The organism is Bacillus sp. FSL K6-1560, assembly GCF_038592935.1.
In the GTDB taxonomy this organism is placed as follows: domain Bacteria; phylum Bacillota; class Bacilli; order Bacillales; family Bacillaceae; genus Bacillus; species Bacillus subtilis.
On sequence record NZ_CP151946.1, the window covers coordinates 4111527 to 4134494 of the forward strand.

The window sequence follows — 22968 nt, forward strand, 5'->3', positions numbered from 1 at the left end:
GTCTTTAATTCGGTCTATTGCTTCGTCGAGGGTGACTGTTGGTTTTCCTCCATTATTTTTTCCAGAAGCTTTCCCAAGTCTAGGTCCTCTTTTTCCTTTTCAATCTCTTCCCGTGATTTATAACCTAAAATACCAACGCCGATAATGTCGTAAATCACTTCATTATGACCAATAGCATTCAAGCCATTTTCAAGCTGCTTTAACGTGAATTTCTTTTCAAAAATCTCAACGATCAGGTTAAAATGTCTTTTTTCAACTTCTTCAATATCCGGCTTTTCTTCTTGAATGAACTTTTCAATTTCAAGTGCTTTTCTTTTGATCTTAAACGGAACAAATTCCTGCGTAAAGGTACGGAATTCACCATCAATTCTTAGTGTAATCTCTAAAGGCTTGCTCATTATTCAGTCACCCCCGCTGCATCAGTATTTGATTCATTCTTTTCAAGGGAGGCAGCTGTCGCGCCAGTTTCGTCTAATTTGCTTAAATCAAACACCTGATCAAAGAATGTATCTTTATATTCCTCAAAACCTTCCACGCTGCTATCACCTGTGATTTTAAAGACTTTATCCGCCCGCTGTACGAATGTGCCCTCGATCTCTTCCGTCTGCCCGTCAATCTTCTCTTCTTTCGTTTTCCAGTCAGCTGAAGGGATTCCGAATCTCCCTTTTGTCAGCCATACATGCCGCACATTGCCGTCCTCTTTCGTTCCTGTAAAACCGAAAGCCACATAAGGAGCAACGGCATCCTGACGCCAAGCAATAACACCCTTCACCATTTTTTGACCTGTAATATCTGACAAGACTTCTTGAGGAATCTCAGTAGTGCTGAAATTCAGCTTTGTTTCCCCGATACTTGATAAAACGATAATTGGGCCGTTATCAGCGTAAATTGTTGAATTTTCGGATGATGTATCTACTTTTGCTTGAATGGCCGGAGCAAACGGTTTGACTTCACCATATTGAATATTTCCCTTTTCATCTTTAATCAATTTTGCATAGACCGCATTCTCTAAACCTACGATGACGCTCATTTGTTTTCCTCCTCTAATTTAACTATGGTTCTATATAAAAAAGCCTTTCTGAACGCGCCTCTTTCGCTCTCATTGAAAGAGGAAACTGTGATTCGTTTACAATTAAGAGACTTCATTTTGTTATCAACTGCCGTTTGTAACGGGCCTATGTTATCGTCAGCCTTGACCCAGATATTCACCTGAATATCTATTTCTGACGCTCGGGCCTTATTGTCTGTATAGCTCACATCAACGTTGTCCATCTCGGCAACAAGAATGTGAGGATACTGACTGGAAAATTCGCTCGGAAACTCCCCCGCATATACCCGGCCGCCCGTTAATTGATTGATTGTTTCATCTTCATATAGTTCAGTTGCAATGACCGGCTCATAGTTGATCATAAAATCACCTCATTGCCTTTTGATACTCTCGCGCAATGGCTTGCACTATTTGTTCTTTCTTAATACGAAAAGCGCGGACGGCAAACGGATTGCCCCGGACGAATCGGCCGTTAGCAGCCACGAATCCGTCATGAACAAACCGCGCTCTCCACGCTGTTTCCTTACCGGGTCCAATATCAAAGGTGATAACATCAGGCATCGGCCGGTCTTTCTTAGGCGTCTGTCTGACTTTAATGTCATCCCTTATATGCACATGATCAATGTCAGAGACAGGAACCTCGTCTTTCATGCCTTGAGCAAGGACACGTCCGCCGGCTCTCAGTGCTTTGGGTGTTACTTTCTGCATGTCCTTTCCCTTTCTCTCCAATTGACTGATCATATCGTCTAAACCCTCAATATCAAGTGATACTCTCATTGTCCCACCCCTCGCATTGGAGCGTCATGAGTCCTTTATTTTGTAAATCCGGAATCACTTCTTTTATTTTGTAAGGCTGCCCTTTATAAACGACACGCATTTCTCCTGCTTCTATACCTTCTCGGTGCCGTATCCGGAACCAGACCGTTGTTTCTTGATGCTCTGCAGCTGCTTGGATGATCCAGCGATCCTTTGGCTGCATAATCTCAGCCCATGATTTTGCAAATAGAGTCCAGACATGTTTCGGCTTTCGAGTAACCGGATCTTGCCCGGGCTCCCGTTTCTCAATTCTAATTCGATGTTTCAGATCCCCCGGATTCACTCCCACTGTCCTCACCCCTCATTTCCGCCGAGATGATTAACGGTGTTAAAGCATCGACAGCAAGGGCCATGCTTTTCTCTGTCACCCTGTATTCATAAAAAATACCGGCAAGCAAAATAATCAGATGATCATTCTCGTACCCTGTGGCGGCTTTGATATAATTCGTGGCCGACTCCAAATAAAAAGACAGCAAAGATTCTTCTTCGCTGTCATCTAGTTTCAAATGCTCTATTAACCTGTCATTAAGCCGATGTAGTGCCATCTGTTAACTCCAATTTGAATACAGTCGGCTCATACGGTCCATAGACCAATTGACCATCATTCAAATGCCAGATTTTAAAGCCTACTTGGTTTGTGTCACTGTATTTCTCAAGAAGTTTGCTCACTTCCATTGAATTAATGACATCCTGAATACGGAAGGAACTAAAATCACCAAAGTAAAGGCGTGGGGTATCTGGCGTGCCGCCGTCAACATAATCAGTTACATCCACTGGATAACCCAGAATTCTATAACCGAATGTACCTTCGATATATGCTTCTCGTAACAGTGGATTTCCGTTTTTGTCTTTGATTGTTTCAACTGCTGTTAATGCTGCTCTGTTCATCATCCAACGAGAGTTTTTGAGTTTCGATGTTGGTACGGTATTTTTCAAACGAACAAGTTTGTCATAGACTTCCATGTCAGCCGGTGTAAACGCAACTGCCTTTTGAATCAGAGAGCCCGGGTTGTCAGTAGAGTTAAAGAAAAAGTTTGCTTCTTGATCAACATACGCTTTTTTCAATTCCTCAATAACCGTCTGTTCCACAGGCATATCAGTCATGGCAAGTAATTTTTTCGTAACAAGCACGAGTGCATCAGTTTCAGTAGGATTTAGTTTTACTTCATCGAAGTCAATGTCTGTTTGCGGAATAGGATTGTCTTGCGTTCTCTCGGTTTTAATCCTCTGCGCTTTGGCCTTCTTAACAAGAATAGGATATCCCTGTGTACCTTTTGTTCTAATCACAGTTCCATATTTACGCAGCAAGTTTTCTTCTTGAGCGTATGTGATAATTTCCTTTGCTAACGTCTCAGGGATTAATACTTTCCCGTTTGTTGTTTCAACACCCATTGCACGGGCCTCAGATTCACTAATGCGCCCGACAAGGTAGTTTGCAAAGGCTTTGCGCTGTTCGCCTTCTTTCGCCTTTGTACGGCTTTCAGAGGACAATGAACGCATAATATTATTAACAAGTGCATTTCTTTTCTCCGGATCAATGCCGCTGCGATTTTCATTTGGTTCAGGATCATCCCCTGTACGCCCTTCTTCGCCGCCTGCTGGTGCCTCCGGTTCATCTTCCGGATCTTCGTCGTCCTCTGGATTTTCTAACGCTTTTTTGATTTCTTCCAACTCTGCAGCTAAATCATCAACTTCCTTTTGTAGCTGTTCCACCGCAGAAGCTTCTGTTTTATCGCCTTCCAGATCAGCCCGGATTTCGTTCATTCGTGCTTCGATTGCTGCTTTACGTCTCATAAGAATCTTTTTCATTTTTTTGTAGCCTCCTGAATTTTATTAATGATCTGTTGTTTCTTCATCCGTAATTCGTGTTCTTTTTTCGCCCGTTTGTAAATATCACCGGAACGGAGAACCGCTTCAGTTTCCTCATAAGCCGGGAACGCCACCACGCTAATTTCAAAAAGCTCAACCTCTTGAATTGTCCGTGTCACCGGCTCAGTTTCATAGTTCCATTCATCCTTAATGACGTTGAAACCGAAAGAGCACTGATTAATGTCACCGCGTTCCATGCTGCTGCGTAAATCGCTGGCCCATGACGTTGCCGGAGGCGTAACCGTGAATTTGAGCCCCTTGTCATCCTCTTCTAACGTTAAGGTGCCGCTGCGTGTCCGACCGAGTACATAATCCCAATTGTGATTAAACAAAGCCCTTACATCTGACTGATTCGCAAGGGCTCTCGAAAAGGCACCCGGCGCAATAATCTCAGTGAACATCCCTCCGATGTTTGCCGGGCTATTAAAAACCGCGCCGTAACCGGTTATTTGTGGCGTTTCCTTCTGTTCTTCAAGGTTTCTAATTTCCAATCCGCTAATACTAAACGTCCGTTGCTCCTTATCCATCATCCTCACCACCTTTCAGCGAACTGTCTAAACTATCCTCAAGTCGATCAAGGCCCACGAGGTCTTTACTGATATAAAGCTTGCTTGATTCTTCTGTATCCAACCGTTTGAAGCCCAACATTTCCCGGGCATCATCCGGAACAGCAATAGAGGTCCGCACCAAGTTGTAAGCAATATCGGTTTTTGTTTTCATACCGACATAATCTAAAAGATTGTGTCGCAGCTTGAGACGCAGCCCACTGTTTTTACCGAATAGCAAAATGGACAGATGTTCTTCTATATTGCGAAAGATAGGTTTTAGGCAGCTGGTGTAAAGTTTCATCATGGCTTGTTCCATGTCTTTCTCTTCGAGCTTATCCAGCAAATCCTTATCAAGTCCAAAGAATTTACCTAAATCCTTTTTATAAACACTCAGGTATTTCAACGTTTTTTCATCATCAACTGGCGACTCAAGCGCTTCAATTTCGTACCCTTTACCTAATGGAATTAGCTTCACTTTGCCGGAATCTTCAATGTCCTCAAGTTGATCAAGAATTGCATTAACGGTTTTATTTTGTGTTTTGTTCGCCGGAGACAAATGAGCATCTAATTTAAGAAGAAAAGCCATAAGCCCGCCTTTTTTGTATTTCTCCGTCAATGCTTTTTCTGCGTTCATTACACCTTCCAGCGTCTCTTTTGCCAATTCTAAGAGGCCAACACCTTCTAAATGACTGAGCCCGATATTTTTTATGTGCCTGACCATATTTCCCGGTACTACTTCGCCGGCAACTGTGATTTTTTCAATACCGGAATTAGTCAACTCTGAATAAGCATTATTTAAAATGTGCAGCTGGCGCCCATCATAAAATGGGTAAACGTCGCCACGGAGCAAATACACATTTGTCAGCAGCTTTTTAAATTCGAAACCGGTTAAATAATCATTCGGGCATGATAAAACCCGCAAAGCATGAGCAGCCCGCGGGTCGTTAGATTTCTTTCCTGATACTATGTCCTCAACATCAAATTCAGCTAAGGCAACTTGATCACTAATCAACTTCATTAAGTTGAAAGTATCACTGGATTTTAATATATTTTCATCATTTACGTATGAACCATAATTAAAATAAGAGCTCCCGATGAAATCAAAACTTCTTTTGGTGAATCGGTCTAACATGCTGCGAATAATCCCCACGATTTCACCCCCTATCTATACAATTGTTGAAGCATTTCGTCATAATCATCCTCGTCGAAATCAACGAGCATCATCATTGTTTCTTTATGGGCGTTTAAAAACGCCACAAAGCCGTCAATCTTCGCTTTACTTTGCTTTTTAGATGGCCGTTTAAGCCCCTGAAAGTTCTTATCAGCAACAACGTTCTCTGTGCAATAGACAAAAAGGGGATTATCCGTCTTGATCCGCTCTTCAAACATTAAAACCTCAGCATCATCGAACGGAGCGTTAAGCACAGATGAATACTGCTTCACCTCTACACAATGTAAACCCTCTGCCTCAAGCGCCTCTATTACTTTCTGAGAGAGTGCCGGATCATAATTCACCTGTTCAACGCTATAGATTCTTGAGCATTCCACAATGTACTCCACAACCATGTCGTAATCAATCGTTTTTCCAGGACACAACGTCAAAAAACCCGCCTCAGCTAAGTGCCGGTAAGAGATATTCTCTAATTTTTCACGTCCTTCGAGGTTATGATCAGGTATAAAGTACATTTGCTTAACTTTCAGCATAGACTTACCCTCGTCATTGTGAGAAGGAATATTGATAGAGACACAGGTCAAGTCTGTTGTACGGGAAAGGTCAAGACCAATGACAGCTTGTTCCCCCGACAGGTCTCCTAAATCCTTAATAATCTCACCGTTTTTATCTTCAATCATTCTTTGAACAATGTCTTTATCAAAATAGGTTCCGGTACTTCGGACGAAAATGTTTAGATACTTTGCCAAAAACTCGTCCTTTCGTTCCGCGCTCATTTGCGCAGTTTTAAATTCACTTTCTAAAAAGTCTGGTTGGACACTGACGCCCCAGTTTGGGTTTACTTTTTTCCAAACTTTTCGGTCATCCCATTTGTCTCCCTTATCGGGCTCAGTAATAAACGTGAAGTATGAAATATCTTCTTCTTTTTCATTCTTATTGTTCAATAAGCCCCGAGCATAATCATATATTTGCAAGCCAACAGATGTTGTTCCCTTTCCAGCTGTAGAAATGATAAACATTAAAGGCTGCAGCCGGGCACCCATGCCAGATTTTAAAACATCGTACATATCGGCGTTATTTTGGGCGTGCACTTCATCTAGTAATACAAAGTGAGGGTTTTTCCCGTCAAGCCCTTGAGTGTTTTTGGACAAAGGCAAGATGCTATTTTCAAACTTTGTACCGCCTATGGTGTAACGGTAAATAATTGCGTTTATGTGCCCCTTAGCACCCTTATAAATCTGAGTGCGGGAATTTAAATCAGGGCTATTTTGAATAGTTGCCGCGATTTGTTTTGCTGCGATGTTAGCTTGTTCAGAATCGGTTGCAGCTGTAAAACATTCTGCGCCCTTCTCTCCATCAGCGTACATTGCATAAGTAGCAGCGCCAGCAGCCAAAACAGTTTTCCCGTTTTTCCGTGGGATTTGAACATAAACAGTTCTCACAGCCCTGACAGTCCTGCCTTTATCGTCTTTTTTATAAAAGCCATATATGTTGGTGAAGATGAATTTTTGCCATAGTTCTAATGTGATAGGCTGCCCGGCAAGTTCCCCTTTTGAGTGCTTGCAGAACGTCTCAATAAAATCCATGACTTTATTCGCCTCGTTCACATCTAACCAGACGTCTTTCCTTTTTTTCATCCTTTTGTATCGTTCAACGACTTTTATTACTGATTTACAGTGGTCTTTCTTATTCTTCAATACGTGGTCAGCATATAAATCAGCATAGTTCACACCCGGTTCTATCACTTGTCTGCCCCCCATTTTGAATTAAAATTCTGGAAGGCGTCTGTTGTAGAATTCGGTTGGCCACCGACTTGTTTTTGAAGCTTCGGAGTAAGTCCAAGCTGCTCTAACAACTTGCTTTTTTTCGAATTCCAATCTGCTACTTGCTGAGCTAATGGGTGCTTCATTTCATTGGTGTGCCCTTGTTTATTCGTATGCATCCGAGTGGCCGGAAACCCTTCATCTCGCCACTTTTCGTACATATGTGTATAAACAACATGAGCATCTAAATATGTCTCGATTAGAGGTGTGAGTGTTTCGGAATAGGTGCCGGATTCTTTTAACCAAGCATGAATTTCAGTTTCTTCCTCTTTTCGAATTTTGTTTAATTTCCTCGTTTGTGCAGCACGCTGTTGTGGTGTAATTTCTTCCAATTTTCGCTCACACCCCCCTTCAAAATTTCATTTTTGTATATACGTGACTCCCCCTATCCTATCCCCAAACTAAAAGTATTTTTGGAAAATGGTAGGGGGGGATTTCTTTTTATTTTTGTTTTCTTCTTCGGCGTGACACTTCGGACAATACAGAATCAAATTCTCTTCATCTAGCTTTAAGTCTGGACGTTCTGAAATCGGCTCGATGTGATGGACGTGTGCATCTCGACCAAATACGAATTTGCCACAACACTGACATACGCCTTTATCACGTTGATAGACATATGCTCTCATGTCTTTCCATTCATCTGTCCTATAAAATGATTTATTTGCAGACTGAAAGCCGTCACGCTTTCTTTTCCTTGGCTTATGGTCAGTACAATAGTAAGTACCTTCCTCGACTAATGAGGTGCAGCCGTTAGAAATACAGTACCTCATTCGCCGTCAGTCGTTTCTTCTTTCTTTGCTGCAGGTTTGGTTTTGGTCTGCTTTGGCTTTTCCTCTGCCTTATCTGCTGCAGGTTCTTCCGTTGTGCCTTGCTCCTTCTCAAGCTTGGCAGCCTCATCGTTTGTCAGCAGGTATGATCGTTTCTCCTCTGTGTCCCATACCATTACGCCGTGAGCTGTTTTATTGATAATTTGTTTAGCCATTGTTATTCCTCCTTATATTCTTTCTAAACTGCCACCGCACTCAAGCTGTTAACCGCCAATAGTCTATCCTGAGATTTACCGGAAGCAGTTTACAAAAAATATCTCCCGATACCAAAGTCGCAAGACTAGCGCGATCCAGCTCAGAATGATCACTCATTCCTCAACGCTTTAATTTGAGTATCCGAATTCGCCTTGATAAGGGATAGGCGCTTTTCCCGTGCTATGAAGTTGTTCTTGATATTTTTTAAAATCCACACTCCCTTGAAGTTGATAAGAAAAGTTTATCGAGATTTCAAACATAAATAGTCCCCCTTTTTGTCCCCTAAAATGTCCCCTGTTTTATCGGAAATTTGTCGACAAAAAAAGCACTCAGATAATTCCGAGTGCTGTAGCAATGCGCAAAATGGCACGATGTTTTATTTCATAATAGGTGTCCTTTTTCATGCCAAGTTCCATATAGATATGAATGTCTTTTGTTTGGCTGGCTGTTAAGTATTTTTTCTCAATGATCATCCGTTCTTCATCGTCCAGGCTGTTTTCTAACGCCCTTTCCATCTGTTTGACCTTCAATTCATTTAATATGAAAGAATCTCTGATAGAAGGAAACGGGCTGATGCCAGCGTCAACCGATTCCTTTTTATTCTCAAGCTGTACTTTCAAAGCACGATAATCTTTGAGTTCTTTGATCACGATTTTTCGGACTGCCTTCAAATCCACAGGATGAAGGAATGAAAGTTGTTCTGTCACACCCGTCCTCCTTTCCTCTATTTTTCGCGTTCCCATTTTTGTATTCGTCGTTCAGTTAAGCAAACCCACACAATGAGGGCAAATGAGTTCAACATGAAGAGAGCAGCTATAATAGAGATAATCACTCCGCGCCCTCCTTAACTTCTCCTGTACCCTTGCATTCTTCGCATGGGACTGTAGGGTCATGATGCCAGTGTTCTCCTTCATCAAAAAACAGCCTTTCCAACCCCTCACCTTTACACGATGGACATTTCATCACTCCGCACCCTCCAAAAGCTCAGGATCTTCATAAATGTTTCCTATGACTTCAAATCTTTCTCCACAAAATAGGGAATCACGTAGTGGATGGGTCCGTAAATCTCCCAAATATCCAATTACACAGAAACAGCCATCATCAAAAACTACTTCTGCAGAGTTCTCGCGTCCATCAACTACAATATCCCCTTCATAAATCTCTCGGCCGTTCTTGTCTTTCAATCCAGTGTATTGCATGATGCTATAAGGTCTTTGATCCGGAGTAGATATAAATAACTCGTTAAAAGGAGCGTCCCACAAATCTTCATGTGTAAGCATCTTTTTCCAAACGATATCCCAGACCCGAAATTTAATTTCTCGCATTCTCCGTTTGCCTCCCACCATTATTTTTCTTTAGTCCACATTCCAACGCATACAAAATGGCTTTAAACTTGCTATTCTCATAGGGACCGTATATTTTATTTTTCATAACTAAAACGAACTCACGTTCGGTTCCGATGCATGCAAAATCCCCTAATATAAAGTTTCTGACTACCCCCAATTATTTCACCCTCGATAGACGCTGCACATCAGAAATGCTCATTTGGTGATCAGCTTCACGTACTGCCTCGGCAAATGTTTCAATGCCTGTATCCCATAAACCGTGGCGCTCGATAATTTCAGAAAATTCCTCAACGTCATGCTCGCGGATTCCCCAGCTGTCTGGGTCAGTGGCAGCGCCGTAAAAGGGAAACCTCATTCGTTTACATATTGGCTTCAGCGGAAATAGAAGAAGACATGCAGGACCAAAGGAGGGCCATCTTATGAGTTTCGAAACGTTAAACAAAAGTTTTATCAACGGAAAATGGACTGAGGGAGAAAGCGGACGTACGGAGGACATTTTGAATCCGTATGACCAGTCTGTGATCACAGCAGCATCTTTGGCAACGGGCAAACAGCTGGAGGATGCGTTTGACATTGCACAGAAAGCCCAAAAAGAGTGGGCCAAGAGCACAACGGAAGACCGAAAAGCCGTCCTGCAAAAAGCGCGCGGCTATTTACAGGAAAACCGTGAAGACATCATTATGATGATCGCCCGCGAAACTGGCGGAACGATCATTAAATCAACAATCGAGCTGGAACAAACGATTGCGATTTTAGATGAAGCCATGACGTATACTGGTGAGTTAGGCGGCGTCAAAGAGGTGCCATCCGACATTGAAGGGAAAACCAATAAGATTTACCGCCTTCCGCTAGGTGTCATTTCATCGATTTCTCCATTTAATTTTCCAATGAATTTATCTATGAGATCCATTGCGCCCGCAATTGCGCTGGGTAACAGTGTTGTTCACAAGCCTGATATCCAAACTGCTATTTCCGGCGGGACCATCATTGCGAAAGCGTTTGAACACGCCGGTCTTCCTGCCGGTGTCCTTAACGTCATGCTGACGGATGTAAAGGAAATCGGGGACGGCATGCTCACCAATCCAATCCCGAGATTAATCAGCTTTACGGGATCAACAGCAGTCGGGCGCCACATCGGTGAAATCGCCGGGCGTGCCTTCAAACGAATGGCACTTGAGCTCGGCGGCAACAATCCATTTGCCGTTCTTTCAGATGCGGATGTCGATCGTGCTGTGGATGCCGCGATTTTCGGAAAATTTATTCACCAGGGACAAATCTGTATGATTATCAACAGGATCATCGTTCATCAAGATGTATACGATGAGTTTGTAGAAAAGTTCACCTCCCGTGTCAAACAGCTTCCGTACGGCGATCAAACCGATCCGAAAACCGTTGTCGGCCCGCTGATCAACGAGCGCCAAATCGAGAAAGCGCTGGAGATCATTGAGCAGGCAAAGGCAGACGGCATTGAGCTTGCGGTTGAAGGAAAACGCGTCGGAAACGTGCTGACGCCGTACGTCTTTGTGGGTGCGGACAACAACAGCAAAATTGCCCAAACGGAGCTGTTTGCCCCAATCGCAACCATTATTAAAGCTGCCAGCGACCAGGAAGCGATTGACATGGCAAATGATACTGAATACGGCCTCAGCTCTGCGGTTTTCACTTCTGATTTAGAAAAAGGCGAAAAGTTCGCCCTGCAAATTGACAGCGGCATGACCCATGTCAACGACCAGTCAGTCAATGATTCGCCGAATATTGCCTTTGGCGGAAACAAAGCAAGCGGTGTCGGCCGTTTCGGCAATCCGTGGGTCGTCGAGGAATTTACCGTGACCAAATGGATTTCGATACAGAAGCAATACCGCAAATATCCGTTCTAAATGAAAAAATCCCTCTGCTTCAAGTACAGAGGGATTTTTCTTTATTTAGATATATCCACAAACCCTTCGCCAAACACGTCGCGTACATCATGAACGATCACAAACGCTTTTTTGTCGCAGCTTCTAATGATTTTTTTCAGCATAGACAGCTCCTGTTTGTTAATGACGATATACAAAATCTCTTTTGATTGGCCCGTATAATTTCCCTTCCCTGATAAAATCGTCACGCCCCGATCCATCAAGGTATTTACCTGCTCTGCAATCTCACTCTTATTTTCTGAAATGACCGTAATGGCTTTTTTCGTATTCAAACCTTCAATAATGAAGTCCATCACCTTGGTACCGATATACAGCATCACGATCGTAAACATCATTTTTTCTGCACCAATAATAAAATAAGAGCTAAATACTACGATTAAATCAAAAAACAAGAGTGCATAGCTGATATTCCAGTCTAAATATTTATTGGCAATTCTGGCCAGAATCGCGGAACCAGCCGTCGTCCCGCCGACCCGGATAATCATGCCGATCCCGACTCCGGCAAATACACCTGCGAAAATCGTATTAATGATCAATTCATCAGACGGAATGCTCCACCCATGTGTCAGATGCAGAAAAAGCGAATTTGCCGCAACCGCAACGATCGTATAAATCGTTGTTTTTCCATCAAGAAACTTGTAGCCGATTAAAAGCAAAAACGCATTTAAGATAAAGTTCGTGACACCAGGAGACCATTGAAACAGATAATACAAAATCAGCGTAATCCCAGTGACTCCGCCTTCCCCAAGATCATTGGGAATCGCAAATAAATTAACCGCAAGCGCGAAGAAAAAAGCGCCAATCACAAGCATAAGTACATCCAGCATTCTCTTTTTCATCACGAAAACACTCCTTTTCATTGTTCTGTTCTAGCAAATAAAAAAACCCAGGAGAACGCTCTCGAAAAAGAGCAGAAACTCCTGGGCTTTTATCCCACCGTGTCATAACAGCCAAGCTGCTATGTGTTTTCTCTCGGTCACAGTCCAATTTGCATTGCGGAACCCTAGAAAACCACTGTTTTTATCATATCCTTTTCACTTTCCAATATTAGCATTATAAGGGACGGTTCGAATTGGTTCAAGGGGTATTTGCGGAGTTTTCGTCGGTAAATTAATAGGAATAAAAAAGATGACTGCTGTTAATAAATGAAAAATTTGACCGATATGATACAAAGTACCTTTTTTAAGAAAAAACCAAAATAATATTTCTGATTTATCATTGACTACACATAAATATATAGGCAAAATAGAATATATATTAAACATTTAATTACATAGGAGGAAATATTATGTCAGGTAAACTAACACACTGTAAAGCTTGCGGTCAAGAGATTGCAAAGGGTGTTAAAAAATGTCCGAACTGCGGTAAAGACCAACGTAATTTTTTTATGAGACATAAAATCATTACGATCATTCTAGCGATAGTACTCATTATCATTATTGCAAACATTGGAAACAGTGGAGATTCCCAAGCTTCTACTACAACAACCAGCTCCGATTCTAAAAAGTCGACAAAAACAGTACAAAAGACTGATATAGAAAAACTTTATACCAATGCCGATCAATTTAAAAATTATAAAGTTGATCTGTATGTAAAGGTTTTTGACGTTGAACAAGACGATGATGGTACATATCTTCAAGGCTACAACAATCCAGAAAAGTTAAGCAAAAATACGCTTATAATGAGCGACGACTCTGATTTAGACATTAAAGATGACGACATTATTCATGTAGTCGGTACGGTGAAAGACAAATATGATGGTGAAAACGCTTTGGGCGGTTCCGTTTCAGCACCGAGAATCATTGCCGATTCCATCGAAAAAAGCGACTATGCAACAGCTTTTGCTCCAGCTCAAAAAACAATTAATGTGAATAAAACACAGAATCAACACGGATTTGCACTCACGCTTCAAAAAGTGGAACTTGCTGAAAAAGAAACTCGCCTTTATGTAAAGATAGAAAACAAATCACAAGATGAAATCAGCTTTTATGACTTCAATGCCAAAATTACAGCTGATAATAAACAGATTGAGCCTAAATCCGACCTATCAGAATATCCTGAAATTCAAAGCGAAATCTTACCTGGGGTTAAAACTGAAGGGGTTATTGTTTTCCCTAAAATCGACAGCGAAACGGCAAACATTATTTTAGAAGGATCTTCCGAAAACTATGATATTACAATCAATCCATTTACATTTGAAATAAACTTAGATAAATAAAGAGAAGGGCTAGGGAAAAACCCTGCCCTTCTTTTTATGATTTTACACTCTTATACCCATTCACATTAGAAGACTGCCATCTCCAGGAATCAGCACACATTTCCTCAAGGCCGCGTTTCGCTTCCCAACCCAGTTCCCGCTTGGCTTTCGCAGGATCTGCAAAGCATGTGGCGATGTCTCCCGGACGGCGGTCCGCAAAACGGTACGGAACCTCTTTCCCTGACACTTTTTCAAAGGCTTTGACCATTTCAAGCACGCTGTAGCCTGTGCCTGTTCCAAGGTTGTATGCATCGGCTCCTGTAGAGTTCAATACTTTTTCCAGCGCCTTGACGTGGCCTTCTGCGAGATCAACGACGTGAATATAATCGCGTACGCCTGTCCCGTCTTTTGTCGGATAGTCATTTCCGAATACGCTTAATTGCTCGAGCTTCCCGACTGCTACCTGTGCCACATACGGCATAAGGTTATTTGGGATTCCGTTCGGGTCTTCACCGATCCGTCCGCTTGGATGCGCGCCGAACGGGTTAAAGTAACGAAGCAGTGCAACGCTCCACTCATTGTCGGCTCTATGCAAATCACGCAATATTTGTTCAAGCATGAGCTTCGTCTGCCCATAAGGATTTGTCGCGCCTAATGGAAAGTCTTCCGTAATCGGCGATGTTTCCGGAACGCCGTACACTGTCGCAGATGAACTGAATACGATTTTCTTGACGCCGAATTTCTCCATGGCCTCGCATAAAATAAACGTTCCTGTCAGATTGTTATGATAATATTTGAGCGGAATCGCAACAGACTCACCGACTGCTTTTAACCCCGCAAAATGAATCACAGCTTCGATTTCATTTTCAGCAAAAACGGAATCTACCGCTTCCCGGTCCAATAAATCCGCTTCGTAGAACGTTAAATCTTTTCCTGTAATCTCCTTGACACGGTTCAGCGCTTCAGCTGAACTGTTGGACAGATTATCAAGAACAACAATCTCGTAGCCGCTGTTCAATAGTTCAACACATGTGTGGCTGCCAATGTACCCGGCACCGCCAGTAACAAGTATTGCCATGATGTAACCCTCCTAAAAAATGACCTGTTTTCATTATATAGTGTTTAAAACCGGTCCACATCCATTTTTAAGAAGTTTAATCGTTTATTAATAGTTTTTTCATATTTTTTAGCTTAAACCCTTGCCAGCAATTCGATAGAGGCTTCAGCAAGAATGTGCTCTTTCATTTCTTGATAGAGCTCGTTCAAGTAAAAGCCCGGCTGAAGATTCAGCTCAGCATCTAAAGCATAGACCGTCAATGTATACGCATGATCCTTGTCAGGCGGTGTCGGCCCGCAATACTGGTGAATCACCTTTGGATCGTTGCTTCCCGCAAGCGGTGAAGCAAAGCTGTTTTGCCCTTGTATCATCAAGTCCTGTCTTTCCTCACTCGCATGTTCAGGAAGCTCTCCGATGTAAGCCGGAATATTAGCCGCTGTCCAGTGAATCCAGCTGAATCCGCATACGGGAATGGCGTCATGATCGATGAAAGTAAGTGCGAGCGTCTTTGCTCCGGACGGGATGTCATCAAAATGAATCGGAAAGGATACAAATGGGTTTCCTTCTCTCTTATATTTTTCATCCGCGTATTTTGAATACTTGTCATGTAAATATGGATTTGCTTCTACGTATATGTTCATATGAATCCCTCTCTCTATTTTCTCGTTCTATAGGTATACTAAACGAATGGATGTATAATCAGTGATAAACAAATGCGCATGTAAACGTAACAATTTGTTATGGATAACTTGCAGTGAAGGAGATATTTCATGGATTTAAAGTGGCTGCAAACCTTTATTGCCGCAGCGGAATCAGAGAGCTTCAGGAAGACGGCTGAGCGTCTGTATCTCACACAGCCTGCCGTTTCTCAGCATATGAGGAAATTGGAAGATGAACTGGGCATGAGGTTGTTTTTGCATAGCGGAAGACGAGTCGTACTGACTGACGAAGGCAGGCTCTTTTTGCCTTATGCCAAAGAAATGATCCATGTTTACCAAGCTGGAAAGCAGAAAGTCAGCCAATGGAAACAGGGGTACAGCCGATCACTCACGCTGGCCGTACACCCCTACATTGCGTCCTATATCTTGCCTCGATTTCTGCCAGCCTATATCCAAAAACATCCGAATGTCGAGCTTTCAACTCATGTGGCTGGATCTGACGCTATTAAACAAGCGGTGGAACACAATGAAGCTGATATTGGTTTGTCGCGGAAAGACCCGAACACCAACACTCTTTATTATCAGCACATATGCGAAGGTACGCTTTGTCTGGCGGCTCCTTTCCAAGAAAGCAGGCCGGATGCTGCATCCGTCTTAACCCGCTATCGGCTGCTAACGCATGATCATCCGTCATATGGGGATGCCTTTTTAGATAACATCCGATCACATTACCCGTCTCTTCAAATGATGGCTGTCGGGCAGACGGATACGGCTGTCCACATGATGAAAGCGGGAATGGGGGCATCTTTCCTCCCTACCTACATTATCAAACAGGAAGAAGCCGAAAAAAAGCTGATGGCTGTCAGCACGCCTGCACATCTAGAATTGCCTGCGTCCCAAACGTTTATGATGTGGAAAAGAAACAGCGAAGACATTCAGCATTTTCACGCCATGTTACATGACTTTATGCAGCGCGAACAAGTATAGCTGCTGAAAAATCAATCTGCCGGTTGACGTTTTCCTTTCCCTTTTTCGCTATGCTTAATGCAGAAAGGATTTGATGACATGGCGATGAGCCCATATATTTTTATTGTATTGATTCTTATTATTTTATCGATGTACCGAGAGAAAGCTGTCAGACCCGGGAAGTTGCTGATCATTCCGCTGCTGCTCTTATGGGGCGTATCAGCATCGTTTCAGCCGGCGTATTTTCATTCCGTATTACATGTGGCGATCAGCGGCATTTTATTATTGATCGGGCTGGCCTGCGGGTTTGGCATTGGGAAGATGGTAAATGTGCGGATTCACCCGGAAACCGGAAAGGTCACTTCACGCGGCTCACTTGGGAGTGTTATCCTCATTCTAGTGATACTTTCTTTGCGCATGGCCGCGAGAACATGGCTGCCTGAGAGCAACGAGATGTTTATTGCCATTATTCATTCTATGTTCTTCGTTCCCCTCGGCACCATCACAGCCCGCAACATCATGCTTTACAAAGCATACAGACGGCTGACCGCCGGCAAAGTATCCATTCAATAACCGAAAGAAGGACCAGCATGAACGGACAAACTCCGGCTCGGCACTACTACAAGAAGCTTGTGCCGAGCCTTATTCTCATTTTGAATTGCATACAATTTTTATCTCATCCAACTAAGGCTGATCCCATTTTGTTAGCATTTGTATTTGCGGTATACTTAGCATTCATTTGGATCATTCCCTATGTGGCATCCACCGCTGTTAGTTTGAGCATATTCGTCGGGCTTTGGATCCTGACCGTTTTTCTTTGGGCTGTTTCCGGCCAAGAGCAGGGAGCCGCCTTTTTTTTACTCGTATTTTTAATGGTTTATGCAGCCATAAAGCTTCCTGCACGGCTGTCTTTGATCCTTACAGTGTGCCTAATTGGGGGCAATGCTTTCTTTTTGTATTCTGTTTTTGACAGCAGCTGGGACGATATCATCAGCAACATCTCGATCATGATCGGACTCTACGTCTTCTTCTCCTCCATGCGTTTCAGACGAGAAGCGAGAAAGGAGGCTGAACGGAATCATGCTGAATTGGCAAAAATGCATGTGCAGCTGGAGCATGCTCATAAAGAACTCCAGAAAGCGCATGCAGAGCTGCAGGAGGCTTCTGTTCTTTCATTAAGGTACGCGGTCCTTGAGGAACGTACAAGAATCGCCCGCGACATTCATGACAGTATCGGTCACGAGCTGACTTCTGTGATTGTTCAGCTTCAATCTCTTCCCTATATCCTCAAAAGCAGCAAGGAGGATTCAGAAAAAGTCATTCAAAATGTACTGAGTGTCGCCAGGGAATGTCTTCAAGAAGTACGGTCTGTCGTTCACCAAATGGGCCGTAGTGAATCGATGGTGGGGCTTACCGCTTTGCGGGGGCTCATTCATCAAGTGGAGGAACGGAGCGGCTTGCACGTTTCTTTAGATACTGCCGGACTGTCAGAAAAGTCTTGGCCTCCAAACGTGAGCGAAACGATCTACCGCATCTTGCAGGAAGCGCTGACCAATATCATTCGTCACGCTGACGCTTCTCATGCGGCGGCCGTCATTTCTAACGACAAGTCCCATCTCTATATCACAATCACCGACGACGGACAATTCACCGGCAGCCTTACTTATGGATTTGGCCTGACAGGAATGAAAGAGCGCACAGAAAAAGCAGGCGGTTCCCTTACTTTCAGTGCCGTACAGCCGAGCGGCCTGAAAATTGAGCTGTCATTGCCGCTCATGACAACGCATAAGGAGCAAAAAGATGAACAAAGATAAAATACACGTCGCGCTTGCCGATGATCAGCCGCTTGTGCGTGAAGGCTTCCGCTACGTCATCAACGCACAGCCGGATATGACGGTTTCTGGTGAGGCCGGCGACGGTTGCGATATTATAGCACTCGCAAAACAAACAAAACCCGATGTCATCCTCATGGATGTCCAGATGCCGCATTGCTCAGGCATCGAAGCGGCGAAAGACATCATGTCCGCCCTTCCAGATACAAAGATTGTCATTTTAACGACCTTTGACACGGAGGAATACGTATTTGAAGGCATCCGTGCGGGCGCAGTCGGCTATCTGCTGAAGGATACACTTCCTGAAGAGTTGATAGATGCGATTCGCGCTGCGGCCAGAGGCGAGGCGATTTTCCGTACAGTCACAGCTGCTAAAATTATCAGTGAGACATTTCGGGCGAAGCAACAGCCCCATCCAGAAGAACTGGCAGAGCCGTTCACCAAAAGAGAGCTTGAGGTTCTTCAGCAAATGGCCTACGGACTGAGAAATGAGGATATTGCTGAAAAGCTTTTCGTCAGTGAAAGCACTGTGAAAACCCACGTGCACCGCATCCTGCAAAAATGCAATGCCCAAGACCGGACACAGGCAGTCGTTTTTGCCATTCGAAACGGTATTGTGCAATAGAAATCTCTCATCCCGCCATGCTAAAATAAGACAAAGGAGATGATTGGAAATGAAAGAAGAAATCATTGAACGGTTTACTACATATGTAAAAGTCGACACACAGTCCGATGAATCCGTTGACACTTGTCCTTCCACACCCGGCCAATTGACATTAGGAAACATGCTCGTTGATGAATTGAAGTCCATCGGCATGCAGGATGCAGCCATTGATGAAAACGGCTATGTCATGGCAACTCTTCCCTCCAATACTGAAAAAGACGTGCCGACAATCGGTTTTCTCGCTCACGTCGACACCGCTACAGACTTTACCGGCAAAAACGTGAATCCGCAAATCATCGAAAGCTATGATGGAAAAGACATCGTTCTTAACGAAAAGCTGCAGGTCACCCTGTCACCTGATCAATTTCCTGAGCTGTCCGGCTATAAGGGCCATACACTCATCACCACAGACGGCACCACCCTTCTCGGCGCAGACAATAAGGCCGGTATCACTGAAATCATGACAGCCATGGATTACCTCATCAAACACCCTGAAATCAAGCACGGCACAATCAGAGTCGCCTTTACGCCTGATGAAGAAATCGGAAGAGGGCCGCACAAATTTGATGTGAAACGGTTCAATGCATCCTTTGCCTACACGGTTGACGGCGGGCCGCTCGGCGAGCTTGAATATGAAAGCTTCAATGCCGCTGCCGCAAAAATTACGATTAAAGGCAACAACGTACATCCCGGAACAGCTAAAGGAAAAATGATCAACTCTGCGAAAATCGCGATGAAGCTGAACAGCCTGCTGCCGGCAGACGAAGCGCCTGAATATACGGAAGGCTATGAAGGCTTCTACCACCTGCTGTCGATTCAAGGAGACGTAGAGGAAACAAAGCTCCACTACATTATCAGAGACTTTGACAAAGAGAATTTCCAAAACAGAAAAGAAACAATGAAGCGTGCCGTTGAAGAACTTCAAAACGAATACGGGCAAGACCGGATTCTGCTGGATATGAACGACCAATACTACAACATGAGAGAGAAAATTGAACCTGTCATCGAAATCGTCAACATTGCCAAGCAAGCGATGGAAAACCTCGGCATCGAACCGAAGATTTCTCCCATCCGCGGCGGCACCGACGGATCGCAGCTGTCCTACATGGGGCTTCCGACGCCAAACATCTTTACAGGCGGGGAAAACTTCCACGGCAAATTTGAATACATCTCAGTTGATAATATGGTCAAAGCCGTAAATGTCATCGTTGAGATTGCAAAGCAGTTTGAAGCGCAAGCATAACGCCAAAAGCCAGTCCAAATAAGGACTGGCTTTTTTGTGTGAAAATGAAACATTTTAAACGCGTCCTCCGTAAAACAAGTATTAACAAATGAGGAGGAAAAACAATGACAAAACATGCAATCGCTGCAAAGAGTCTCTTGAAAAAATGGATCATTTCCAGGCCGCTTAACATGCAAAAGAAATCCAGCCCATTTCAAAAAATCAGAAAAATGTTCAAACGCTTCTTCAAATAAAACATTCAAATCCCCTAAATACAATCCGTATTCACCCGTACCGCCCAAATGCTCCGTAATTTGGGTTTTTTGTGTTCAATTCCGCAAAATAGGGTATAAACCAAACAAGCAAGAATACAGCACCCAAAAACAGGCAATTCGAATTACGCAAACTTAGGTTAAAAGTTATATAAAGGAATTTATTTTATCGTCGATAGTAACTATAGAACCAATCATCAACAAGAGCAAACAGCGTGATTCAAGACTATTTTCAGGTCATCAGGTTATACTGTTTTAGAGGGACAGTTTCTTGTTATTTATTGATTTAGAATTTTTTGAATACTTTTTGACTTTTTATCCGTACAATAGAGAGTACCAAAACTTTTTTTGGGAGGTATGTAATATGATCCTATTTATTATCATCGCATTATGCGGCTATCTTCTTTTTTCTTTCAGCAAGGACAATCGCCGCAAACCGCAAAAGACAAGCCCTCTGCCAGCAGCCGCACCTCATCACAACAACCTAATCGACCTTGACGCCATCCGCCAAAAACGCCGGATGCATCTTTCCTAATTCTATATTTCAAACGAAAAGGCTGCTGAATCACGCAGCCTTTTAAAATTGTTTTGATTTAGAGCCTGAAACCTTTTCGCCACCTATCCGTAATTTCATACAAGGCAAATCCAAAGGAGACTTCAGCAATGATCGAGTTATTTATGAAACAAAAAATGTTCTCATTTAAAGATGCATTTCACATTTATGACCGGGATGAACAAGAAACATTCAAGGTGGAGGGGCGTTTTTTCTCGTTAGGAGACTCATTACAAATGACAGACTCATCTGGGAAAACGCTCGTTTCCATAGAACAAAAACTAATGTCTTTATTGCCGCGCTATGAGATTTCAATTGGCGGGAAAACAATTTGTGAGGTAACGAAGAAAGTAACGTTTTTCAAACCGAAATTTGTGATTTCCGGGCTTAACTGGGAAATCGATGGTGATTTATGGAGGGATGAATTCCAGCTGACGGACGGGGAAAATGTCCGGATGTCAGTGAGCAAAAAGTGGCTCAGCTGGGGTGATTCCTATCACTTGCAGATTGCAAACGAGGAAGATGTTCTGATTTGCACTGCCATCGCTATCGTGCTTGACATGGTTTTATATAACGATGAAGATGAAAGTATTTTCTAAAAAGCATTGACAATTGATCCAAAAGTAATAATATTAAGATAATTGAAATCTGAATATGAAGTTGTACCTTATCAAGAGAGGTGGAGGGACTGGCCCTATGATACCCGGCAACCGCTGTTTCAAACAGAATGGTGCTAAATCCTTAAGAACATTGCGTTCTTGCAGATGAGGCGGAGATTTGATCGTTCAAGCTCTTCCTTGCACAAAGGAAGAGCTTTTTACATGCTCAATATTTCAGAAAAGAGGCGAATAACATGGCTCAACAAACGAATGTTGCAGGACAAAAAACAGAAAAACAACGCAAAGCACCTTTCCGCGCCGATCATGTCGGCAGTTTGCTTCGTTCCGTTCCGGTGAAGGAAGCCCGGCAAAAAAAAGCGGCTGGTGAGATGACAGCGGAACAGCTTCGTGATATCGAAAATCAAGAGATCACCCGCATCGTGGAAAAACAAAAAGAAATCGGTCTCGATGTGGTAACAGACGGGGAATTCCGGCGTTCCTGGTGGCATTATGACTTCCTGGAAGGGCTTGACGGTGTGGAACCGTTCATCCCGGCTGAGGGGATTCAGTTCCATAACACAAAAACGAAAGCGCGCAGCATCAAAGTGACGGGAAAACTCGATTTTACGAGCCACCCAGCGCTTGCTGATTATCAATTTTTACATGAGATTGCCGGTAACGCGACGCCAAAATTGACCATTCCCAGCCCAAATATGCTGTTTTTTGGCGAAAAGGCGGATAAAGGGATTTATGACGATCAAGAGGAATACTTTCATGATCTGGCCCAAGCGTACAAAAAAGCAATCAAAGCCTTCTATGATGCTGGCTGCCGTTATCTCCAGCTTGATGATACGTCATGGTCTCTCTTCTTTGAGGACAAAGGCAGAGAGGTTGTCCGGGCGCTCGGCGGTGATCCAGAAACATTGCCAGCCATATTTGCCAAAACAATTAACGATGCCGTCGCAGACCGGCCTGACGATTTAACGATCACAATGCACATTTGCCGCGGCAACTTCCGCTCAACCTGGGCGGCATCAGGAGGGTACGACGCTGTAGCGGAAACGATTTTGGACGGCTTAAACCTTGACGGCCTTTTCTTGGAATACGATGATGACCGCTCCGGAAACTTTGATCCGCTCCGTTTTGTGAAGCGCAAGGATCTGCAAATTGTGCTCGGCTTGATCACATCGAAATACGGCGAGCTTGAAAATCCTGAGGATGTGAAACGCCGTATCAATGAAGCCGCGCGTTTTGTCAGCTTGGACCAGCTATGCCTGAGCCCGCAGTGCGGTTTCGCCTCTACAGAAGAAGGCAACCTTCTGACAGAGGAGCAGCAATGGGCAAAGCTTCGCCATGTCATCGACATTGCCAACGATGTGTGGAGATAA

The 22968-nt window shown here is 43.5% G+C and carries 30 protein-coding genes, 1 pseudogene and 2 riboswitches; of the genes and pseudogenes, 11 read left to right on the forward strand and 20 right to left on the reverse strand.

Features of this window, described 5'->3' with window-relative positions; all coding sequences use genetic code 11:
- Nucleotides 1-14: 14 nt before the first annotated feature.
- The 17 genes from NYE22_RS21840 to NYE22_RS21920 form a co-directional block, all read right to left on the reverse strand.
- Nucleotides 15-398, reverse strand: coding sequence for a hypothetical protein (locus NYE22_RS21840; protein WP_017695872.1), 384 nt, complete (start codon nt 396-398; stop codon nt 15-17).
- Complete coding sequence (locus NYE22_RS21845) at nt 398-1030, reverse strand: major tail protein (RefSeq protein ID WP_282913446.1); 633 nt, start codon at nt 1028-1030, stop codon at nt 398-400. The genes NYE22_RS21840 and NYE22_RS21845 overlap by 1 nt, the downstream gene beginning before the upstream one ends.
- Nucleotides 1027-1410, reverse strand: a complete 384-nt coding sequence (locus NYE22_RS21850) for a hypothetical protein (protein WP_342412169.1) — start codon at nt 1408-1410, stop codon at nt 1027-1029. Before NYE22_RS21850 ends, NYE22_RS21845 begins: the two co-directional genes overlap by 4 nt.
- A 4-nt stretch (nt 1411-1414) precedes the next feature.
- Entirely contained in the window at nt 1415-1825 is a 411-nt protein-coding gene (locus NYE22_RS21855) for an HK97-gp10 family putative phage morphogenesis protein (protein ID WP_042975091.1), read from the reverse strand.
- A complete protein-coding gene (locus NYE22_RS21860; protein WP_342412170.1) occupies nt 1809-2153 on the reverse strand; it encodes a phage head closure protein in 345 nt (114 codons plus the stop codon). Before NYE22_RS21860 ends, NYE22_RS21855 begins: the two co-directional genes overlap by 17 nt.
- A complete protein-coding gene (locus NYE22_RS21865; protein WP_017695867.1) occupies nt 2116-2409 on the reverse strand; it encodes a head-tail connector protein in 294 nt (97 codons plus the stop codon). The genes NYE22_RS21860 and NYE22_RS21865 overlap by 38 nt, the downstream gene beginning before the upstream one ends.
- Entirely contained in the window at nt 2390-3673 is a 1284-nt protein-coding gene (locus tag NYE22_RS21870; RefSeq protein WP_342412171.1) for a phage major capsid protein, read from the reverse strand. The genes NYE22_RS21865 and NYE22_RS21870 overlap by 20 nt, the downstream gene beginning before the upstream one ends.
- Nucleotides 3670-4263, reverse strand: a complete 594-nt coding sequence (locus NYE22_RS21875) for an HK97 family phage prohead protease (RefSeq protein WP_201449125.1) — start codon at nt 4261-4263, stop codon at nt 3670-3672. Before NYE22_RS21875 ends, NYE22_RS21870 begins: the two co-directional genes overlap by 4 nt.
- Entirely contained in the window at nt 4253-5431 is a 1179-nt protein-coding gene (locus tag NYE22_RS21880) for a phage portal protein (RefSeq protein ID WP_159376604.1), read from the reverse strand. The genes NYE22_RS21875 and NYE22_RS21880 overlap by 11 nt, the downstream gene beginning before the upstream one ends.
- 11 nt (nt 5432-5442) lie before the next feature.
- Nucleotides 5443-7212, reverse strand: coding sequence for a terminase TerL endonuclease subunit (locus NYE22_RS21885; protein WP_342412172.1), 1770 nt, complete (start codon nt 7210-7212; stop codon nt 5443-5445).
- Nucleotides 7194-7607: a P27 family phage terminase small subunit gene (locus tag NYE22_RS21890; protein ID WP_052719999.1), complete on the reverse strand. Its 414-nt coding sequence runs from the start codon at nt 7605-7607 to the stop codon at nt 7194-7196. Before NYE22_RS21890 ends, NYE22_RS21885 begins: the two co-directional genes overlap by 19 nt.
- Nucleotides 7608-7676: 69 nt before the next feature.
- Complete coding sequence (locus tag NYE22_RS21895; RefSeq protein ID WP_342412173.1) at nt 7677-8045, reverse strand: HNH endonuclease signature motif containing protein; 369 nt, start codon at nt 8043-8045, stop codon at nt 7677-7679.
- Nucleotides 8042-8257, reverse strand: coding sequence for a hypothetical protein (locus NYE22_RS21900; RefSeq protein ID WP_042975081.1), 216 nt, complete (start codon nt 8255-8257; stop codon nt 8042-8044). Before NYE22_RS21900 ends, NYE22_RS21895 begins: the two co-directional genes overlap by 4 nt.
- Before the next feature lie 168 nt (nt 8258-8425).
- Complete coding sequence (locus tag NYE22_RS21905; RefSeq protein WP_014479864.1) at nt 8426-8557, reverse strand: hypothetical protein; 132 nt, start codon at nt 8555-8557, stop codon at nt 8426-8428.
- A gap of 69 nt (nt 8558-8626) precedes the next feature.
- Nucleotides 8627-9004, reverse strand: a complete 378-nt coding sequence (locus NYE22_RS21910; protein WP_014479863.1) for an ArpU family phage packaging/lysis transcriptional regulator — start codon at nt 9002-9004, stop codon at nt 8627-8629.
- A gap of 255 nt (nt 9005-9259) precedes the next feature.
- Complete coding sequence (locus tag NYE22_RS21915) at nt 9260-9622, reverse strand: YopX family protein (protein WP_342412174.1); 363 nt, start codon at nt 9620-9622, stop codon at nt 9260-9262.
- A 178-nt stretch (nt 9623-9800) separates the two neighbouring features.
- Nucleotides 9801-9998, reverse strand: a complete 198-nt coding sequence (locus NYE22_RS21920; RefSeq protein ID WP_342412175.1) for a putative metallopeptidase — start codon at nt 9996-9998, stop codon at nt 9801-9803.
- Nucleotides 9999-10062: 64 nt separating this feature from the next.
- Here NYE22_RS21920 and NYE22_RS21925 point away from each other — a divergent pair, with 64 nt between their 5' ends.
- Nucleotides 10063-11520, forward strand: coding sequence for an aldehyde dehydrogenase family protein (locus NYE22_RS21925; RefSeq protein WP_342412176.1), 1458 nt, complete (start codon nt 10063-10065; stop codon nt 11518-11520).
- A gap of 41 nt (nt 11521-11561) precedes the next feature.
- Here the strand turns inward: NYE22_RS21925 and NYE22_RS21930 are convergent, their stop codons facing one another.
- Nucleotides 11562-12398, reverse strand: coding sequence for a YitT family protein (locus tag NYE22_RS21930; protein ID WP_342412177.1), 837 nt, complete (start codon nt 12396-12398; stop codon nt 11562-11564).
- Nucleotides 12399-12474: 76 nt separating this feature from the next.
- A riboswitch (guanidine-I (ykkC/yxkD leader) is annotated at nt 12475-12577 on the reverse strand.
- A 270-nt stretch (nt 12578-12847) separates the two neighbouring features.
- Between NYE22_RS21930 and NYE22_RS21935 the strand changes: the two are divergent.
- A pseudogene (locus tag NYE22_RS21935) lies at nt 12848-13054 on the forward strand (DUF4352 domain-containing protein); the annotation flags it as partial.
- A gap of 757 nt (nt 13055-13811) precedes the next feature.
- Here the strand turns inward: NYE22_RS21935 and galE are convergent.
- Together galE and NYE22_RS21945 are read right to left on the reverse strand one after the other, a co-directional pair.
- Complete coding sequence (gene galE / locus NYE22_RS21940) at nt 13812-14834, reverse strand: UDP-glucose 4-epimerase GalE (RefSeq protein ID WP_342412178.1); 1023 nt, start codon at nt 14832-14834, stop codon at nt 13812-13814.
- A 113-nt stretch (nt 14835-14947) separates the two neighbouring features.
- Complete coding sequence (locus NYE22_RS21945; RefSeq protein ID WP_015385045.1) at nt 14948-15454, reverse strand: YbhB/YbcL family Raf kinase inhibitor-like protein; 507 nt, start codon at nt 15452-15454, stop codon at nt 14948-14950.
- A 129-nt stretch (nt 15455-15583) separates the two neighbouring features.
- Here NYE22_RS21945 and NYE22_RS21950 point away from each other — a divergent pair, with 129 nt between their 5' ends.
- From NYE22_RS21950 to NYE22_RS21990, 9 genes are all read left to right on the forward strand, one after another.
- Nucleotides 15584-16459, forward strand: coding sequence for a LysR family transcriptional regulator (locus tag NYE22_RS21950; protein WP_122895761.1), 876 nt, complete (start codon nt 15584-15586; stop codon nt 16457-16459).
- A gap of 78 nt (nt 16460-16537) precedes the next feature.
- Nucleotides 16538-17011, forward strand: a complete 474-nt coding sequence (locus NYE22_RS21955; RefSeq protein WP_072173225.1) for a CcdC protein domain-containing protein — start codon at nt 16538-16540, stop codon at nt 17009-17011.
- Nucleotides 17012-17028: 17 nt separating this feature from the next.
- Nucleotides 17029-18252, forward strand: a complete 1224-nt coding sequence (locus NYE22_RS21960; protein WP_161986608.1) for a sensor histidine kinase — start codon at nt 17029-17031, stop codon at nt 18250-18252.
- Nucleotides 18239-18895 (forward strand): two-component system response regulator YxJL, encoded by a 657-nt coding sequence (gene yxjL / locus NYE22_RS21965; RefSeq protein ID WP_161986606.1) that lies wholly within the window; start codon nt 18239-18241, stop codon nt 18893-18895. Before NYE22_RS21960 ends, yxjL begins: the two co-directional genes overlap by 14 nt.
- Before the next feature lie 49 nt (nt 18896-18944).
- The gene (gene pepT, locus NYE22_RS21970) at nt 18945-20177 is read left to right on the forward strand and encodes a peptidase T (RefSeq protein ID WP_038828902.1); all 1233 of its coding nucleotides are present in this window, start codon (nt 18945-18947) and stop codon (nt 20175-20177) included.
- A gap of 104 nt (nt 20178-20281) precedes the next feature.
- Complete coding sequence (locus NYE22_RS21975; RefSeq protein WP_003227241.1) at nt 20282-20410, forward strand: hypothetical protein; 129 nt, start codon at nt 20282-20284, stop codon at nt 20408-20410.
- Nucleotides 20411-20699: 289 nt separating this feature from the next.
- On the forward strand, nt 20700-20963 hold the full coding sequence (locus tag NYE22_RS21980; protein ID WP_072173222.1) for a hypothetical protein: 264 nt from the start codon (nt 20700-20702) through the stop codon (nt 20961-20963).
- Nucleotides 20964-21091: 128 nt separating this feature from the next.
- The gene (locus NYE22_RS21985) at nt 21092-21580 is read left to right on the forward strand and encodes an LURP-one-related/scramblase family protein (RefSeq protein ID WP_077670889.1); all 489 of its coding nucleotides are present in this window, start codon (nt 21092-21094) and stop codon (nt 21578-21580) included.
- Nucleotides 21581-21645: 65 nt separating this feature from the next.
- A riboswitch (SAM riboswitch) is annotated at nt 21646-21752 on the forward strand.
- A gap of 82 nt (nt 21753-21834) precedes the next feature.
- Nucleotides 21835-22968, forward strand: coding sequence for a 5-methyltetrahydropteroyltriglutamate--homocysteine S-methyltransferase (locus NYE22_RS21990; RefSeq protein WP_140600083.1), 1134 nt, complete (start codon nt 21835-21837; stop codon nt 22966-22968).

Bases quoted from the DNA above. Each gene is read 5' to 3' on its own strand.
- NYE22_RS21840 (WP_017695872.1), bottom strand. From the start codon at position 398: ATGAGCAAGCCTTTAGAGATTACACTAAGAATTGATGGTGAATTCCGT.
- NYE22_RS21845 (WP_282913446.1), bottom strand. From the start codon at position 1,030: ATGAGCGTCATCGTAGGTTTAGAGAATGCGGTCTATGCAAAATTGATT.
- NYE22_RS21850 (WP_342412169.1), bottom strand. From the start codon at position 1,410: ATGATCAACTATGAGCCGGTCATTGCAACTGAACTATATGAAGATGAA.
- NYE22_RS21855 (WP_042975091.1), bottom strand. From the start codon at position 1,825: ATGAGAGTATCACTTGATATTGAGGGTTTAGACGATATGATCAGTCAA.
- NYE22_RS21865 (WP_017695867.1), bottom strand. From the start codon at position 2,409: ATGGCACTACATCGGCTTAATGACAGGTTAATAGAGCATTTGAAACTA.
- NYE22_RS21870 (WP_342412171.1), bottom strand. From the start codon at position 3,673: ATGAAAAAGATTCTTATGAGACGTAAAGCAGCAATCGAAGCACGAATG.
- NYE22_RS21875 (WP_201449125.1), bottom strand. From the start codon at position 4,263: ATGATGGATAAGGAGCAACGGACGTTTAGTATTAGCGGATTGGAAATT.
- NYE22_RS21885 (WP_342412172.1), bottom strand. From the start codon at position 7,212: ATGGGGGGCAGACAAGTGATAGAACCGGGTGTGAACTATGCTGATTTA.
- NYE22_RS21895 (WP_342412173.1), bottom strand. From the start codon at position 8,045: ATGAGGTACTGTATTTCTAACGGCTGCACCTCATTAGTCGAGGAAGGT.
- NYE22_RS21900 (WP_042975081.1), bottom strand. From the start codon at position 8,257: ATGGCTAAACAAATTATCAATAAAACAGCTCACGGCGTAATGGTATGG.
- NYE22_RS21905 (WP_014479864.1), bottom strand. From the start codon at position 8,557: ATGTTTGAAATCTCGATAAACTTTTCTTATCAACTTCAAGGGAGTGTG.
- NYE22_RS21915 (WP_342412174.1), bottom strand. From the start codon at position 9,622: ATGCGAGAAATTAAATTTCGGGTCTGGGATATCGTTTGGAAAAAGATG.
- NYE22_RS21920 (WP_342412175.1), bottom strand. From the start codon at position 9,998: ATGAGGTTTCCCTTTTACGGCGCTGCCACTGACCCAGACAGCTGGGGA.
- NYE22_RS21925 (WP_342412176.1), top strand. From the start codon at position 10,063: ATGAGTTTCGAAACGTTAAACAAAAGTTTTATCAACGGAAAATGGACT.
- NYE22_RS21930 (WP_342412177.1), bottom strand. From the start codon at position 12,398: ATGAAAAAGAGAATGCTGGATGTACTTATGCTTGTGATTGGCGCTTTT.
- galE (WP_342412178.1), bottom strand. From the start codon at position 14,834: ATGGCAATACTTGTTACTGGCGGTGCCGGGTACATTGGCAGCCACACA.
- NYE22_RS21945 (WP_015385045.1), bottom strand. From the start codon at position 15,454: ATGAACATATACGTAGAAGCAAATCCATATTTACATGACAAGTATTCA.
- NYE22_RS21950 (WP_122895761.1), top strand. From the start codon at position 15,584: ATGGATTTAAAGTGGCTGCAAACCTTTATTGCCGCAGCGGAATCAGAG.
- NYE22_RS21955 (WP_072173225.1), top strand. From the start codon at position 16,538: ATGGCGATGAGCCCATATATTTTTATTGTATTGATTCTTATTATTTTA.
- NYE22_RS21960 (WP_161986608.1), top strand. From the start codon at position 17,029: ATGAACGGACAAACTCCGGCTCGGCACTACTACAAGAAGCTTGTGCCG.
- yxjL (WP_161986606.1), top strand. From the start codon at position 18,239: ATGAACAAAGATAAAATACACGTCGCGCTTGCCGATGATCAGCCGCTT.
- pepT (WP_038828902.1), top strand. From the start codon at position 18,945: ATGAAAGAAGAAATCATTGAACGGTTTACTACATATGTAAAAGTCGAC.
- NYE22_RS21975 (WP_003227241.1), top strand. From the start codon at position 20,282: ATGACAAAACATGCAATCGCTGCAAAGAGTCTCTTGAAAAAATGGATC.
- NYE22_RS21985 (WP_077670889.1), top strand. From the start codon at position 21,092: ATGATCGAGTTATTTATGAAACAAAAAATGTTCTCATTTAAAGATGCA.
- NYE22_RS21990 (WP_140600083.1), top strand. From the start codon at position 21,835: ATGGCTCAACAAACGAATGTTGCAGGACAAAAAACAGAAAAACAACGC.